The following is a 15,422-nucleotide window of genomic DNA, read 5'->3' on the forward strand; positions in this document are numbered from 1 at the left end:
CTGTGGCAGATTTCGAAGCTACTGATTTTGACTCGGTAAAGATCTCCCTTGCCTCCGCCGACCAGATCCGTTCCTGGTCGCACGGTGAGGTCAAGAAGCCGGAGACCATCAATTACCGTACCCTCAAGCCCGAGAAGGACGGCCTGTTCTGCGAGAAGATCTTCGGTCCCGCCAAGGACTGGGAGTGCTCCTGCGGCAAGTACAAGGGCATCCGCTTTAAGGGCATCGTCTGCGAGCGCTGCGGCGTCGAGGTCACCTCGGCCAAGGTGCGTCGCGACCGCATGGGCCACATCGAGCTCGCCGCTCCCGTGTCCCACATCTGGTACTTCAAGAGCCCCACGAGCTTCCCGATGAGCCGTATGCTCGACATCAAGTCCAAGGACCTCGAGAAGGTTCTGTACTTTGCCAGCTACATCATCACCGAGGTTGACTACGAGGCTCGCGAGGCCGATGCCGACGACCTGCGCGAGGAGCTCGCTGCCGATCTGGAAGAGATCGATGCCGAGTGCGCCCGTCAGATCGAGTCCCTCAAGGAGCAGGGCGACCCCGAGAACTTTGACGAGTTCTCCGACGAGGAGCCGCTGACCCCCGAGGAGATCGCCTCTGGCATCGTCGACATCGAGGAAGAGTGCAAGGACGAGAAGCAGCTCCGCACGGACGCCTTCAACGCCTTCATGAAGCTCAGCGAGCGCGACCTCATCTCCGATGAGCCGCTGTTCCGCGAGATGACCCGTTACTACTCCATGTACTTCAAGGGTGGTATGGGTGCCGAGGCCGTCCGCGACCTGCTCGCTGCCATCGACCTCCCCTCCGAGGCCGAGAAGCTCAAGGCCATCATCGCCGACGAGGATTCCCAGAAGCAGAAGCGTGAGAAGGCCGTCAAGCGCCTCGAGGTCGTTGACGCCTTCCTGAAGGGTGGCAACAGCCCCGCGAACATGATTCTGGACGTCATCCCGGTCATTCCGCCCGATCTGCGCCCGATGGTCCAGCTCGACGGCGGCCGCTTCGCCGCGTCCGACCTCAACGACCTGTACCGTCGCGTGATCAACCGTAACAACCGACTCAAGCGCCTGCTCGACCTGGACGCCCCTGCGATCATCGTGAACAACGAGAAGCGCATGCTCCAGGAGTCCGTGGACGCCCTGTTCGACAACGGCCGTCGTGGTCGCCCGGTCTCTGGCCGTGGCGGTCGCCCGCTCAAGTCGCTCGCCGAGGCCCTCAAGGGCAAGCAGGGTCGTTTCCGTCAGAACCTGCTGGGCAAGCGTGTCGACTACTCCGGCCGTTCGGTCATCGTTACCGACCCCAAGCTGCTGCTGCACCAGTGCGGTCTGCCCAAGACCATGGCGCTGGAGCTCTTCAAGCCCTTCGTCATGAAGCGCCTGGTCGAGCTTGGCAAGGTCGAGAACATCAAGGGTGCCAAGCGCGCTATCGACCGTGGTGCCACCTTTGTGTGGGATATCCTCGAAGAGGTCATCGACGGCCGCGTCGTGCTGCTCAACCGTGCACCGACCCTGCACCGTCTGTCTATCCAGGCCTTTGAGCCGGTGCTGGTCGAGGGCAAGGCTATCCACCTGCATCCGCTGGTTTGCTCGCCCTTCAACGCCGACTTCGACGGCGACCAGATGTCTGTCCACGTGCCGCTGTCCAGCCAGGCTCAGGCCGAGGCCCGCGTGCTCATGCTCTCTGCGAACAACCTGCGCTCGCCGGCATCCGGCAAGCCGGTTAACATCCCTTCGCAGGACATGATCATCGGTGTGTACTACCTCACCCAGGTTCGCGAGGGTCTGCCGGGCGAGAACCACGTGTTCTCGAGCTTCGACGACGCGCTGCACGCCTATGACTGCCGTTCCGAGGTCGACATGCAGGCCAAGATCCAGGTCCGCGTGTCCGCTGCCGATGCCAACGTCATCAACGAGGACGGCACCCGTATCTTCCGCGTCAAGAACGGCAAGAACGAGTTTGTCGACTACGATGTCACCGGCAACAAGACCGCGCGCTTCGAGACCTCTATCGGCCGCATCATCTTCAACCGCCAGTGCCTGCCCGAAGACTATGAGTTCATGAACTACAAGATGGTCAAGGGCGATGTGGCCAAGCTGGTTGCGGACTGCTGCGATCGCTATCCCGAGGCCAAGGTCGGCCCGATTCTCGACGCCATCAAGTACTCCGGCTTCCACTACGCTACCCGCGCCGGTCTCACCATCTCGGTGTGGGACGCTCTCATCCCTGCCGAGAAGCAGGAGTTGCTCGACCGCGCCCAGGCCAACGTCGACCAGATCAACGAGTACTTCGAGGAGGGCTTCATCAACGAGACGGAGCGCCACATCGAAGTCGTTAACGAGTGGACCGCTTGTACCGACAAGGTCGCAGCGCTCATGCTCGACATGTTCGACGAGGAGAACCCGCTCTACATGATGGCCGACTCCGGCGCCCGTGGTTCTAAGACCCAGCTGCGTCAGCTCGGCGGCATGCGTGGCCTGATGGCAGACATGTCCGGCGAGACGATCGACCTTCCCATTAAGGCGAACTTCCGCGAGGGCCTGCTGCCGCTCGAGTACTTCATTTCGACCTACGGCGCCCGTAAGGGCCTGGTCGATACCGCATCCCACACCTCGGACTCTGGTTACCTGACCCGTCGTCTGGTCGACGTGGCCCAGGACGTCATCGTCCGCGAGGAGGACTGCGGTACGCACGAGGGCGTCACCTACAACCTCATCATCCCCGGCACCACCGACCTCAACACCGACCTTGTCGGCCGTTGCTTCATTGAGGACGTCGTGGCTCCCGATGGCACCGTGCTCTTTGAGCAGGACGGCTACATCGAGAAGGTCGCTGACATCCAGAAGATGGTCGATGCGGGCCTCAAGAAGGTCAAGCTTCGCGCGCTGCTCACCTGCCGCTCCAAGTACGGCGTGTGCCAGAAGTGCTACGGCTGGGATCTTTCCACCCGTCGTCCGGTCGCCATCGGTACCGCGGTCGGCATTATTGCCGCCCAGTCCATCGGCGAGCCCGGTACGCAGCTTACGATGCGTACCATTCACTCCGGCGGCGTCGCTGGCGTCGACGATATTACGCAGGGTCTGCCTACGGTCAGCCGTATGTTCGATATCGTCGGCAACGTCAACGAGAAGATTCTGGGTCGCGAGGCCGAGCTGGCTCCGTACTCCGGTCACCTCTCGATTAAGCCCGAGAAGTCCGAGTACGTGCTGACGCTCACCGACTCCGAGGATCACACCCGTGTCCTCGACGAGCGTCGCGTCCCCGCTTCGGTGCGCTTTATGCCCGAGATCGAGGACGGCTGCGAGGTTCGCGCCGGCGACCAGATCACCAAGGGCTTCGTCAACTTCCGCAACCTGCGCAAGCTGACCGACATCGAGTCGACGATGCACACCTTCGTCGAGAGCGTCAAGGACGTCTACACCAGCCAGGGCGTCGACCTGAACGACAAGCACATCGAGGTGCTCGCACGTCAGATGCTGCGTCGCGTTCAGATCACCAACCCCGGTGACTCCAAGTACCTGCTTGGTCAGTACGTCGACCGCTACGAGTTCGCCGACGAGGTCGAGCGCGTTGCCCGTCTGGGCGGTCAGGCCCCCGTGGCCGAGCCCGTCATCCTGGGTACGCTCAAGGTCGCGTCCAACATCGACTCCTGGCTGTCGAGCGCTTCGTTCATCCGTACCGCCGGCGTCCTTACCGAGGCTGCCATCGAGGGCAAGGTCGACCACCTGCTCGACCTTAAGTCCAACGTCATCGTCGGTAAGAAGATCCCGGCCGGTACCGGCCTCAAGCCGTACGCCAACGCCAAGCTGACGTATCGCACGGCCGACGGCTACGTGGACATCGACGGCCCGGCTTCGCCCAACGCCAAGTCGCTGCCCGAGTGGGCTCCGGTTGAGCTCAAGGACCTGGACGAGCAGCTCCCGCAGCAGCTCGACTGGGCCGGCTACGACGAGTTTGGTGGTGCTGACGGTTCGTTCACCCGCAACGGCCACACCATCTCCGCCGAGAAGGCTCGCCTGTACTTGTTCGACGACCTGGGCGTGTCGCAGCGCTGGACCAACAAGTTCAGCGAGGTCGGCATCGAGACGGTCGGCGACCTGGTCGGCAAGTCCGAGGAAGATCTGCTGCGCATCGATGGTATCGGTGCCAAGGCGATCGAGGAGCTCCGTGACGGCCTCGAGGCCCACGACCTGCTCTACATCCTCGAGAACAACGACGACGTTGCCGACGAGGAAGACCTCTCGCAGCTGCTGCAGATGGTCTTTAGCCCCGACGGTCCGGACGATATCCTGCTGGGCACCTCCGCCGCGCCGACGCATCACGCCGACGCCGACGAGGAGCTCCTGGGCGCCCCGATCGACGACAAGAAGGCTCCCGCCAACGGTGCCATCAACGAGGACATGGCGTCCCTCGACGAGCTACTCAACCAGCTCGTGGACACCGACGATGCCGAAGAGGCCAAGGACAACGACGAGGAGTAACTAGTTCCGCCGTTCTAACGAACGGCGGCGACCTCCGTCGCTGCGCGGCCCCCAGAGCTACAATCTGTCATTCAAAAGGCAGGGCATGACCAAAAGGTCAATGCCCTGCCTTTTTCATGCCACCTTGTACGCTCTGGGGGCCGCTCGCTTGCGTATGCTCAACCTGTTGCGTTCCATTGATCCCTTGCCAATAAAGGACAGGTTTTTTTGGTAGGTTTTTCCTGCTTGAATTTGAAACATTTCGTCCGGCAAGAGCGTATCTATGGTGAGGGCCTCATCAAGAATCATTAACGTCACCGGGAGGTGATTATGGAAGAACAAGCTTTTAGACAGGCGGTCGAAGATCACAGGGATGTCGTGTTTCGAATCGCATTGACGTATCTGCGCGATCGTGCCGATGCCGACGATGTCGCTCAAGACGTCTTTCTGAAGTTACTCAAAAGCGATGCGCAATTTGAAAGCTGGGAACATCTTCGTCGATGGCTTATCCGGGTCACGATCAATGAATGCAAATCTCTCTTTCGAAAGCCATGGAGGCGTGTGGAGGATATTGAGAACCTGGCCGATTCGCTTTCGACGGCGCAGGAGGAGACCAAGGCGGTCCTGTCAGACGTTATGCGACTTCCGGAACGATTCCGTGTTCCCATCATGCTCTATTACTATCTGGGCTTTTCGACCTCAGAGATTGCCGAGTTACTGCATGTGCCAGCCGCGACCGTTCGAACGCGTTTAGCTCGCGGTCGAACGAAGCTCAAATTCATCCTAGAGGAGGGCGACCGTGAAATCCAATCAAATCAAGCAGGCCTTCGAGTCCGTCCAAGCCGATAGCGATCTTGCTGACCGTGTTCTTTATGCCGCTGCTGGTGAGCCGCTTCGCCGAAAGGGTCACGCGAAGCCTCTGTATGTTGCCGTGATCGGATGCCTTGCCGGAGTGCTGGCGACCGGAGGGGTCGCCTACGCCGTCGTCAATTCCAGTTATTTTGCCTCTGCCTGGGGAAACCACGGCAACGGGGATTCCATTACCTGGACCAACGGCGGCTCATCGGGAACTAAATATACCTACACCAGAGAGTTTGGCGATGGCATCGCGCCCCAAAGCCTGGAAGGCGCAGTCCAGGAGGTTAATCTGTCCGTCGAGGGCAACGGCTATACGCTTGATATCCATGAGATGGCAATCGACCAAAACGGCTGCGGAGCCGTGACGTTTACGTTGTCCAATCCAAATGGAGTTAACTACTACAAGCCAGCAGCAGAGATTGGCGAACTTGTTCTCTATGGTGAAGAAGAGCAGGGCATCGGCACGCCCGATATGAAGTTCGGCGAGGAATGGCCTGACACACGCAGCACAATTGATAAGGACACATCAAGCGATACTGTCATTAATGGCACGATGTACTTTGCCGCTATGGATCGCGAGCGAGATTTGCAACATGCTGTCACCTGGAATATCCACTGGACCGAGGGTGAAGGTGAGAGTGCGAGGCGGTTTGAGGCGTCGACACCCGAGTTCAATATTGGAGCGTACGTCGATACAAAGGAACTCCGCTCCGGTGACTCGCCTCTTGAGATTAGTCCGTTTTCCATCCAGACGCACATCGATGATTTGGGCTATGAAGCAGTTGATAATAAGCTGACCGTCAGCTACAAGGATGGATCGGAGCAGATTATCGAAGATGACGACGCAGGGGTGTTCAACTTATATTTTTCTTATGCGCGCAATAGCGGAGAGAACATCTGGGTGCCAACGAAGTTGATTGATGTCGACCAAGTGGTCTCAGTAACGCTTGAGGGCACGAGGTGCACGTCAACAGGAGAGACCGAAACAGAAGTACCCTTTACCATCATCTATTCGTAAGATTTGGGGCCGCTTCCCAAGAGGGGAAGCGGCCTATTTTGCGTTATATGGACGGTTATTTTGAGCGATATTCGCCTGAATTTCGGAAGTATGCGGCAAAATCTCGATGGGTCGACCACACCGCATATGCTCAAGCGCTCTGCCCGCGGGTTTATTATCGCAAAACCCCGGCGTGCTCGGCAGGTCCAGAATTTACCGCATACTTCCGAAAGCGCCGCCGATTTCCATGCGACAGGTGAGAGCAGATCACCGCTGGAGCGCGACATTTTCCCAGATAAAACCGACCAAAATAAACCTGTCCCTATTTGCCAGGGAACGTTGCCCCAACGATCACGTCGGATTCCCGGGCCGGGCGGCACAGGGGATTAAGTTTGTCGCGAGTTCCGCACGAGCCGGAGGCCACTTAATGTGGCCTCCGTGCGAGCCAGGACTGTAGAGCAGCAAACTTAACCCCTGTGCCGCCCGGCCCGGGAATCCGCCCCCGCGCACAGGAGGGGATTCCTTTTGTGTAGGCTTTGCGGAAATGTGCCAATTTTGGGATACGCCCGGCGGCGTGGTCTGTTGACGGCACAGCTAACGCCACGTATCCTATCGAACTGCGTGTTTCGTAGGGGGATGCTGACCCCTCGATTCAAGCCGTTGCACTTTACAGAAAGCTGGAATCATTCGAGAAGGAGTACGCTTTGCCTACTATTAACCAGCTGGTTCGCCAGGGCCGTCGTTCCGTGCCCAAGAAGTCCAAGAACGCTGCTCTGCAGCACAACTCCCAGAAGCGCGGCGTGTGCACCCGCGTCTTCACCACGAGCCCCAAGAAGCCGAACTCGGCTCTTCGTAAGGTTGCCCGTGTTCGCCTTGTCAACGGCATCGAAGTTACTGCTTACATCCCGGGTGAGGGCCACAACCTGCAGGAGCACTCCATCGTGCTCGTCCGCGGCGGTCGTGTCCGTGACCTCCCTGGTGTCCGTTATCACGTCATCCGTGGCGCCTACGACGCTGCTCCGGTCCAGAACCGTATGCAGGCCCGTTCCAAGTACGGTGCTAAGCGCCCCAAGGCTAAATAAGCCAGATAACGTTTTGATACTTTCGCCGTGTGCCGCCTAAGCGCCGCACGGTAGACACTTAAGGAGATTTCACATGCCGCGTCGTGCAGCAGCTAATCGTCGTGAGGTTCAGCCTGACGCCGTTTACAACAACCGCCTGGTGACTCAGCTCATCAACAAGGTCCTTCTTGACGGCAAGAAGGCCACCGCTGAGCGCATCGTTTACACCGCTTTCGAGATCGTTGCCGAGAAGTCCGAGGGTGGCGACGCTCTCGCTACCTTCAAGAAGGCTATGGACAACGTCAAGCCCACGCTCGAGGTTAAGCCCAAGCGTGTTGGTGGCGCTACCTATCAGGTCCCGATGGAGGTCAACTCCCGTCGTTCCACCGCTCTGGGCATCCGCTGGATTGTCAACTTCTCCCGCGCTCGCAAGGAGAAGACCATGGCCGAGCGTCTCGCCAACGAGATCCTCGACGCTTCCAACGGCCTGGGCGCTTCCGTCAAGAAGCGTGAGGACGTCTTCAAGATGGCCGAGGCCAACCGCGCGTTCTCTCACTATCGTTGGTAAGTTAAGGTAAGGAACTAACATGGCTAAGCCTAAGTACAAGCTTTCCGATACCCGTAACATCGGCATCATGGCCCACATCGATGCTGGTAAGACCACCACGACCGAGCGTATTCTTTACTACACCGGTAAGACCCACAAGATCGGTGAGGTCCATGAGGGCGCTGCCACCATGGACTGGATGGTTCAGGAGCAGGAGCGCGGCGTAACCATTACCTCCGCTGCTACCACCTGCTTCTGGAACAAGGACGGTAAGGACTACCGCATCCAGATCATCGACACCCCGGGCCACGTTGACTTCACCGCTGAGGTCGAGCGCTGCCTGCGCGTCCTCGATGGCGCTGTCGCCGTCTTCGACGCCGTTGCCGGCGTTCAGCCCCAGTCTGAGACCGTTTGGCGTCAGGCTTCTACCTTCAACGTCCCCCGCATCGCCTTCATCAACAAGTATGACCGCGTGGGCGCTGACTTCTTCAACGCTATCGAGACCATGAAGGATCGTCTCGACGCCAATGCTGTGGCCGCTCAGGTCCCGATGGGCGCCGAGGACAACTTCTGGGGCGTCATCGACCTCGTTACCATGACTGCATGGGACTTCAAGGCCGACGAGAAGGGTATGACCTACCCCGAGCCGATGGACGAGATCCCGGCCGAGTTTGCCGACATTGCTGCCACCAAGCGCGAGGAGCTCCTCGACGCTGCTGCCAGCTTTGACGACGAGCTCATGGAGAAGATCCTCATGGAGGAGGACTTCACCGTCGAGGAGCTTAAGGCCGCTCTGCGCAAGGGCGTTCTGGCCAACGAGCTCAACCTCGTCTTCGTGGGCTCCGCCTACAAGAACAAGGGCGTTCAGGAGCTGCTCGACGCTGTCGTCGACTACCTGCCCAGCCCGCTCGACGTTGAGGCCGTCACCGGTACCGATCCGGACACCGGCGAGGAGATCCAGCGTCATCCTTCCTTCGACGAGCCCTTCTCCGGCCTGGTCTTCAAGATCATGACCGACCCGTTCGTCGGTAAGCTCACCTACGTCCGCGTTTACTCCGGCCGCGCCGAGTCCGGCTCCTACGTTGTTAACGCTTCCAACGGTCAGCGCGAGCGCCTCGGCCGCATCCTCGAGATGAACGCCGCCGAGCGTATCGACCGTGACGACGCTGCCGCCGGCGACATTGTCGCTTGCGTCGGCTTCAAGAACTCCACCACCGGTGACACCCTGTGCGCCGAGGGCAAGGAGATCGTCCTCGAGAAGATCGAGTTCGCTAAGCCCGTTATCGACGTTGCCATCGAGCCCAAGACCAAGGCCGAGCAGGACAAGATGTCCCTGGCTCTGACCAAGCTCGCCGAGGAGGACCCGACCTTCCAGGTGTCCACCAACCACGAGACCGGCCAGACCATCATCGCCGGCATGGGCGAGCTGCACCTCGAGATCATCGTCGACCGTCTGCTCCGCGAGTTCAAGGTTGACGCTAACGTTGGTAAGCCCCAGGTTGCCTACCGCGAGACCGCTGGTCACGACGTCGAGAAGGCTGAGGGCAAGTTCGTCCGTCAGTCCGGCGGTCGCGGTCAGTACGGCCACGCCGTCATCAAGCTCGAGAAGATGGAGGAGGGCTTCGGCTACGAGTTCGTCAACGCTATCGTCGGCGGCGTCGTGCCCAAGGAGTACATCCCGTCCATCGACAAGGGCATCCAGGAGGCCCTGAACACCGGTGTTATCGCCGGCTTCCCGGTCCTCGACGTTAAGGTCACCCTGTTCGACGGTTCTTACCACGAGGTCGACTCCTCCGAGGCCGCCTTCAAGATCGCCGGTTCCATGGCTATCAAGGACGCCCTCAAGAAGTCCGATCCGCAGCTGCTCGAGCCGATCATGGCTGTCGAGGTCGAGACCCCTGAGCAGTACATGGGCGACGTTATGGGCAACCTCTCCGGTCGCCGCGGCAAGATCGAGGGCATGGAGGATCGCAAGAACAGCAAGCTCATCCGTGCCAAGGTGCCGCTGGGCGAGATGTTCGGTTACGCTACCGACCTTCGCTCCCAGACCCAGGGCCGTGCATCCTACACGATGCAGTTCGACTCTTATGAGCCCGCGCCCAAGTCCATCGTGGACGAGGTCATGAGCAAGAACGCCTAAGTTCGAGCTCCCTGTTACGTAATCCGCGAGAACATCTCTCGCACTCTTTGGAGGTTTAAGTTGGCTACCCAGAAGATCCGCATTCGCCTCAAGGGCTATGATCACGAGGTCGTCGATCAGTCCGCGAAGCTCATCGTCGAGACCGCTCAGAAGACCGGCGCTCGCGTTTCCGGTCCTGTCCCCCTGCCCACCGAGCGCAACCTGTACACGGTTATCCGCTCGCCGCACGTGAACAAGGACTCCCGTGAGCAGTTCGAGATGCGCACCCACAAGCGCCTCATCGACATCCTCGACCCCACCTCGGGCACCGTTGATTCGCTCATGCGTCTCGACCTCCCCGCTGGCGTCGACATCGACATCAAGCTCTAAGCGATATCGCTCATAGCTTATAGAGCCCCGCTGCCATCTTGGTAGCGGGGCTCTTTTGTTTTGAGTTTAGATTTTGGGATAGCGAATTCGTCTGCCGAGCTGATGGCTGCGGCGCCCTATTCGCTCAGGGGGCGCAAGGACGCTTCTTCGAAGTGGAAGACGCACAAGCCGCTCTCGGTCTCAATGCTTGCGCGGCCGCAATCGTCGACCGTTCTAAATATGCCGCGTGCCAGCTCGTCTCCAGCGGGGGAGCGGGCGATAACGTGCTCCCCAATCCAATTGAGGTGTGCGACATATTCGTCGTGGACGGGCGCGAGCGGTCCGGCGTTTTCTTCCATGGCGTTGAGGCGCTCTGCCCAGGTATCTACAGCGTCTATAACTGCGTGATAGACCTCATCGAGGAGCATGTCGACGGCGGGAACGCTCTCGTTGAGGTCCGAGAGGCCAATTGCCGCCAGGCCGCCATCGGGCACCTCTTGGGGCGTGTAGTTTACGTTGACACCAATGCCGCAGACGGCGAAAGGTTTGCCTTCGTTATCGCGTGCGGCCTCGACCAGAATGCCGCCGAGCTTGCGTCCTCGCGCGACCAGGTCGTTGGGCCACTTGAGGGCTATTTCGCTTGCAAGGCCTTGCTTTTCGAGTGCTTCGAGCACCGCTAGGCCGCTGACGGCGGCAAGACCAGAGTACTTTGCGGGATTAACGCATGGACGCAGGACAATCGAAAGCAATAGGTTGCCGGCGGTTGAATCCCACTTGTGGCCGCGCCGGCCGCGTCCTGCCGTTTGCGCGCGGGCGGCAAGTCCTGTGCCGTGCGGCGCACCCTGTTTTCCTGCCTCGAGCAGGTCATCGTTGGTCGATCCGGTTACATCGACAATCGTTAATTGGGCATCCATAGCGGCTGCTACCTCCTTATTGAATAAGTGAATGACGCAATGGTGTCGAGAGATAGACACAATGTGAAGCCTTTGTCGCATTTGGACAATTTAATGTTAACACGTCAACAAAGACTGAAATGCGTTATCCTCTCTTGGTCGATGTAAACACGTCAACAACTCAAAGGAGGTTAGTGATGGGTTTCACGATTCTTGGAACAGGTTCGGCACTTCCTGAGCGCAGTGTTTCCAATGACGAGCTGTCTGAGTTCCTCGATACCTCGGATGAGTGGATTTTTACTCGCACAGGTATCAAGAGCCGCCACGTCTGCACCACCGAGTCACTTGACGACCTTGCCGTAGCAGCGAGCGAGCGGGCACTCCAGGTGTCCGGAATCGACGCGAGCCAGCTGGATCTGATCGTCTGCTCGACGACGACGGGTGACCACCTTGTTCCCGCCGAGGCGTGTGCCGTTGCTGAGCGACTTGGCGCGACGTGCCCTGCCTTCGATGTCTCGGCGGCTTGTGCCGGCTTCGTATTTGCGCTCGATGTCGCCGAGGGCTATATCGCCCGCAGCCGTGCCGAGCGCGTGCTTGTTGTTGCTGCCGAGCAGATGACGCGCGCGCTCGACTGGACCGACCGTGCCACCTGCGTGCTTTTTGGCGATGGGGCAGGCGCCGCAGTGATTGAAGCTGGGGGAGACAACCCCCTTGCCGTTGAGCTTTCGACGGCGCCCGACGTCGAGACGTTGCGCGTTCCCGGTCTGGTCGGTACCTCGCCGTTTAGGGCTTCCGCAGATAGCGCGAGCGTGCTGTCCATGAACGGCCGCCGCGTGTTCAAGTTCGGCGTCAACGCCATCTGCGACACGGTCCATAAGCTTGCGATCGATGCGGGCATTTTGGTCGAAGACATCGATCATTTTGTATTCCATCAGGCTAACGAACGAATCCTGAGCCAGGCGGTCAAGCGCCTGGGCGTGCCGGACGAGCGCGTGGTTCGCACGTTGCGCGAGACCGGCAACATTTCGAGCGCATGCATTCCGCTTGCCCTCGACCGGCTGGCAAACGCCGGTGCACTTCACACAGGCGACACCATCGCCTTGGTTGGATTTGGCGCCGGTCTGGATATAGGTGGCTATCTGCTTCGTTGGAAGTAGTCGCACATAGGAAATAAAAACGCCCCTAGGGCACAAACAAAGGAGAACTACCATGGCAGATCAGAAGACCTTCGAGCGCGTTTGCGACGTTATCCGCGAGACCGCCGGTCTTGACGATGTCGAGATGAAGCCCGAGTCCACGCTCGAGGAGATTGGTCTCGACAGCCTGGGCACCGTCGAGATCCTCGTTGCCGTCGAGGACGAGTTTGGCATCCAGCTCGATACCGAGGAGAACCCCAAGACGGTCGGCGAGTTCGCCGATACGGTCGAGGCGGCATTGGAGAAGTAGAGATGCTCAAGACTCCTCTCTGCGATCTGCTCGGCATCGAAAAGCCCGTGTTCCAGGGCGGTATGGCCTGGATTGCCGATGCCTCGCTGGCGTCCGCAGTGTCCGAGGCGGGTGGCTTAGGCATCATCGCGGCCATGAACGCCGACGCCAACTGGCTTCGCGACCAGATTCATGAGCTGCGCGCCAAGACGGATAAGCCCTTTGGCGTCAACGTCATGCTCATGAGCCCGTTTGCCGACGAGGTTGCACAGGTCGTGATTGACGAGCGAGTGCCGGTCGTCGTGACGGGCGCCGGCAATCCCGCCAAGTACATGAAGGCGTGGAACGAGGCGGGCATCAAGGTCATCCCGGTCGTTGCCTCGGTGGCGCTGGCGCGCCTCGTGGCACGTCGTGGAGCCACGGCGGTTGTTGCCGAGGGTACCGAATCGGGTGGCCACATTGGCGAGACCTCGACGATGGCACTGGTGCCGCAGGTCGTCGATGCGGTTGACATTCCCGTCGTGGCCGCCGGCGGTATTGCCGACGGCCGCGGCGTGGCGGCCGCCTTTATGCTGGGCGCCGAAGGCGTGCAAGTGGGTACGCGCTTTCTGGTCGCAGACGAGTGCACCGTCTCGGAGCAGTACAAAGAGATGGTCCTGAAGGCCAACGACACTTCAACGCGTGCGACCGGTCGGTCGACGGGACATCCAGTGCGCGCCCTCAAGAGCCCCTTCACCAACGCCTATGCCAAGAGCGAGGGTTCCGGCGCGAGTGCCGAGGAGCTCGGTACTATGGGAACCGGTGCGCTGCGTAAGGCCGCCAAGGACGGCAACTACGAAGAGGGTTCGTTTTTGTGTGGACAGATTGCCGGCATGGTCAACGAGCGTCAGAGCGCACGCGAAATCGTTGACGATCTGGTCGATGGCGCCGAGCGCGTCCTGAAGGGTGCGTCCGCATGGGTAGCGTAGCGTTTCTGTTTGCCGGCCAGGGTGCCCAACACCCCGCGATGGGCGTCGACCTCATCGAGGCATCGCCGGCGGCTGCCGAGGTGTTCGCGATCGCCGACGAGGTGCGCCCGGGGACCAGCGAGCAGTGCCGGAGCGCCTCCAAGGAGGAGCTCTCGCAGACCGAGAACACGCAGCCTTGCGTGTTCGTGCACGACTTGGCTGTCGCCGTCGCCCTGCGCGAGCGCGGCGTGGTGCCTGCCGCCTGTGCGGGATTCTCGCTGGGCGAGGTCGCTGCACTCACCTTTGCGGGGACATTCGATACGCGAGCGGGTTTTGAGCTTGTGTGTGAGCGCGCGGCATTGATGGCCACGGCGGCCGAGCGTCACCCCGGCGGCATGCGCGCCGTCATCAAACTTGATGCTGCGCAAGTCGAGAACCTGGCTGCGCAGGCCGGCGAGGACTGCTGGCCGGTCAACTACAACAGTCCCCAGCAGACGGTTGTGGCCGGAGCGCCCGATGCGCTGCAGACCCTCGACGTCCTAGTAAAAGAGGCTGGCGGCCGCGCCATGAAGGTCGCGGTGTCGGGTGCATTTCATAGCCCCTATATGGCCGAGGCGACAGAGGGGCTGGCGATGTATATCCAGGCCGGCCACGCGCCGTCTCCGCTGCTGATTCCGGTCATGGCAAACATGACGGCGGCGCCCTATCCGGCGGACCCGCGAGCGGCATCGGATGTCTTGGCCAATCAGGTGAGCCATGCCGTGCGCTGGGTCGATACGCTGCATGCTCTGCAGGATCAAGGCATCGACACATTTATTGAGGTCGGCCCCGGCAAAACGCTGTCCGGCCTGGTCAAGCATACGTTGAGCGACGTTCGTGTGTATTTGTGCGAGACGGCCGAGCAGGTCGCAGCTATTGCCGACGAGCTCGCATAGTCCACAGGGCTGTAACCCGAAAGGAATGACATGGGCAACTTGAACAATGGCGCGCTCGAGCGCAACGACTCACGTCGCGTGGCACTGGTCACGGGCGGCTCGCGGGGTATCGGCCGCGCCTGCGCTATCGGTCTGGCGGAGGATGGCTACGATATCGCCGTCGTCTATGCCGGCAGCGTCGATGCGGCGCGCGAGACGTGCGACGCCTGCGAGGCGGCTGGCGCCACGGCGCGCTCATATCAATGTGACGTGGCCGACCCCGCTGCCGTCAACGCGTGCGTGGAAGCGGTCCTCAACGACTTTGGCTCCATTTGGGCGCTCGTCAACAACGCTGGCATCACCCGCGATGGCCTGCTCATGCGCATGGGCGATGACGCCTTCGATCGCGTGCTCGATGTCAATCTTAAAGGAACGTTTAACACGACGCGCGCGCTCACCAAGACCTTTATGCGCCAGCGCGGCGGCTGCGTCGTCAACATGAGCTCGGTTGTGGGCCTGATGGGCAATGCCGGGCAGGCCAACTACGCTGCCTCTAAGGCGGGCGTGATCGGCCTGACCAAGGCGGTAGCGCGCGAGCTTGCGCCCCGCGGCGTACGAGTGAACGCGGTCGCACCCGGGTTTGTCGAGACCGATATGACGGCAAAGCTATCGGATAAGGTGCGTGCGGCATGCGAGGAGCAGATTCCCCTGAGGCGCATGGCGCGTCCCGAGGAAGTGGCCGGCGTGGTGCGCTTTTTGGCGAGCGACGCGGCTGCCTACATTACGGGCGAGGTCGTACGCGTCGACGGCGGAATGGCGATGTAGAAACCAG

Annotated in this window: 13 protein-coding genes; 12 read left to right on the forward strand and 1 reads right to left on the reverse strand. The window is 60.4% G+C overall.

The window, feature by feature from the left end; translation table 11 throughout:
* The first annotated feature begins 2 nt into the window (after window positions 1-2).
* The 7 genes from DXC52_RS01170 (at window position 3) to rpsJ (ending at window position 10,432) form a co-directional block, all read left to right on the forward strand.
* Window positions 3-4,481 carry a DNA-directed RNA polymerase subunit beta' gene (locus DXC52_RS01170; protein WP_199409406.1) on the forward strand — a complete coding sequence of 1,493 codons (4,479 nt, stop codon included), beginning with the start codon at window positions 3-5 and terminating at the stop codon, window positions 4,479-4,481.
* Between the two features lie 309 nt (window positions 4,482-4,790).
* Window positions 4,791-5,309, forward strand: a complete 519-nt coding sequence (locus DXC52_RS01175; protein WP_117745811.1) for an RNA polymerase sigma factor — start codon at window positions 4,791-4,793, stop codon at window positions 5,307-5,309.
* Entirely contained in the window at window positions 5,260-6,336 is a 1,077-nt protein-coding gene (locus tag DXC52_RS01180) for a DUF4179 domain-containing protein (protein ID WP_117745812.1), read from the forward strand. Before DXC52_RS01175 ends, DXC52_RS01180 begins: the two co-directional genes overlap by 50 nt.
* Window positions 6,337-7,019: 683 nt before the next feature.
* Window positions 7,020-7,397 (forward strand): 30S ribosomal protein S12, encoded by a 378-nt coding sequence (gene rpsL / locus DXC52_RS01185; protein ID WP_006235012.1) that lies wholly within the window; start codon window positions 7,020-7,022, stop codon window positions 7,395-7,397.
* A gap of 73 nt (window positions 7,398-7,470) precedes the next feature.
* Entirely contained in the window at window positions 7,471-7,944 is a 474-nt protein-coding gene (gene rpsG / locus DXC52_RS01190) for a 30S ribosomal protein S7 (protein WP_006235013.1), read from the forward strand.
* A 19-nt stretch (window positions 7,945-7,963) separates the two neighbouring features.
* The gene (gene fusA, locus DXC52_RS01195; protein ID WP_022094183.1) at window positions 7,964-10,063 is read left to right on the forward strand and encodes an elongation factor G; all 2,100 of its coding nucleotides are present in this window, start codon (window positions 7,964-7,966) and stop codon (window positions 10,061-10,063) included.
* A gap of 60 nt (window positions 10,064-10,123) precedes the next feature.
* The gene (gene rpsJ / locus DXC52_RS01200) at window positions 10,124-10,432 is read left to right on the forward strand and encodes a 30S ribosomal protein S10 (RefSeq protein ID WP_022094184.1); all 309 of its coding nucleotides are present in this window, start codon (window positions 10,124-10,126) and stop codon (window positions 10,430-10,432) included.
* A 116-nt stretch (window positions 10,433-10,548) separates the two neighbouring features.
* On the opposite strand, the gene DXC52_RS01205 is transcribed toward rpsJ, so the two are convergent.
* Complete coding sequence (locus DXC52_RS01205; RefSeq protein WP_158554570.1) at window positions 10,549-11,325, reverse strand: biotin--[acetyl-CoA-carboxylase] ligase; 777 nt, start codon at window positions 11,323-11,325, stop codon at window positions 10,549-10,551.
* 176 nt (window positions 11,326-11,501) lie between these two features.
* Here DXC52_RS01205 and DXC52_RS01210 point away from each other — a divergent pair, with 176 nt between their 5' ends.
* From DXC52_RS01210 to fabG, 5 genes are read left to right on the forward strand one after another with little or no spacing between them, the layout of a single operon-like run.
* Entirely contained in the window at window positions 11,502-12,461 is a 960-nt protein-coding gene (locus DXC52_RS01210) for a 3-oxoacyl-ACP synthase III family protein (RefSeq protein ID WP_117745814.1), read from the forward strand.
* Between the two features lie 52 nt (window positions 12,462-12,513).
* Window positions 12,514-12,750: an acyl carrier protein gene (locus DXC52_RS01215; RefSeq protein ID WP_006235019.1), complete on the forward strand. Its 237-nt coding sequence runs from the start codon at window positions 12,514-12,516 to the stop codon at window positions 12,748-12,750.
* 2 nt (window positions 12,751-12,752) lie between these two features.
* A complete protein-coding gene (gene fabK / locus DXC52_RS01220; RefSeq protein WP_117745815.1) occupies window positions 12,753-13,697 on the forward strand; it encodes an enoyl-[acyl-carrier-protein] reductase FabK in 945 nt (314 codons plus the stop codon).
* Window positions 13,685-14,611: an ACP S-malonyltransferase gene (locus tag DXC52_RS01225; protein ID WP_117745816.1), complete on the forward strand. Its 927-nt coding sequence runs from the start codon at window positions 13,685-13,687 to the stop codon at window positions 14,609-14,611. Before fabK ends, DXC52_RS01225 begins: the two co-directional genes overlap by 13 nt.
* 30 nt (window positions 14,612-14,641) lie before the next feature.
* Window positions 14,642-15,415, forward strand: coding sequence for a 3-oxoacyl-[acyl-carrier-protein] reductase (gene fabG / locus DXC52_RS01230; protein ID WP_117745817.1), 774 nt, complete (start codon window positions 14,642-14,644; stop codon window positions 15,413-15,415).
* The last annotated feature ends 7 nt before the right edge of the window (window positions 15,416-15,422 follow it).

Origin of the sequence: Collinsella sp. TF05-9AC (assembly GCF_003438495.1) — a bacterium.
In the GTDB taxonomy this organism is placed as follows: domain Bacteria; phylum Actinomycetota; class Coriobacteriia; order Coriobacteriales; family Coriobacteriaceae; genus Collinsella.

Excerpts from the sequence above, each read along its gene's own strand:
- fusA (WP_022094183.1), top strand. The coding sequence starts at position 7,964 with ATGGCTAAGCCTAAGTACAAGCTTTCCGATACCCGTAACATCGGCATC.
- fabK (WP_117745815.1), top strand. The coding sequence starts at position 12,753 with ATGCTCAAGACTCCTCTCTGCGATCTGCTCGGCATCGAAAAGCCCGTG.
- DXC52_RS01175 (WP_117745811.1), top strand. The coding sequence starts at position 4,791 with ATGGAAGAACAAGCTTTTAGACAGGCGGTCGAAGATCACAGGGATGTC.
- rpsG (WP_006235013.1), top strand. The coding sequence starts at position 7,471 with ATGCCGCGTCGTGCAGCAGCTAATCGTCGTGAGGTTCAGCCTGACGCC.
- DXC52_RS01210 (WP_117745814.1), top strand. The coding sequence starts at position 11,502 with ATGGGTTTCACGATTCTTGGAACAGGTTCGGCACTTCCTGAGCGCAGT.
- fabG (WP_117745817.1), top strand. The coding sequence starts at position 14,642 with ATGGGCAACTTGAACAATGGCGCGCTCGAGCGCAACGACTCACGTCGC.
- DXC52_RS01205 (WP_158554570.1), bottom strand. The coding sequence starts at position 11,325 with ATGGATGCCCAATTAACGATTGTCGATGTAACCGGATCGACCAACGAT.
- DXC52_RS01215 (WP_006235019.1), top strand. The coding sequence starts at position 12,514 with ATGGCAGATCAGAAGACCTTCGAGCGCGTTTGCGACGTTATCCGCGAG.
- DXC52_RS01225 (WP_117745816.1), top strand. The coding sequence starts at position 13,685 with ATGGGTAGCGTAGCGTTTCTGTTTGCCGGCCAGGGTGCCCAACACCCC.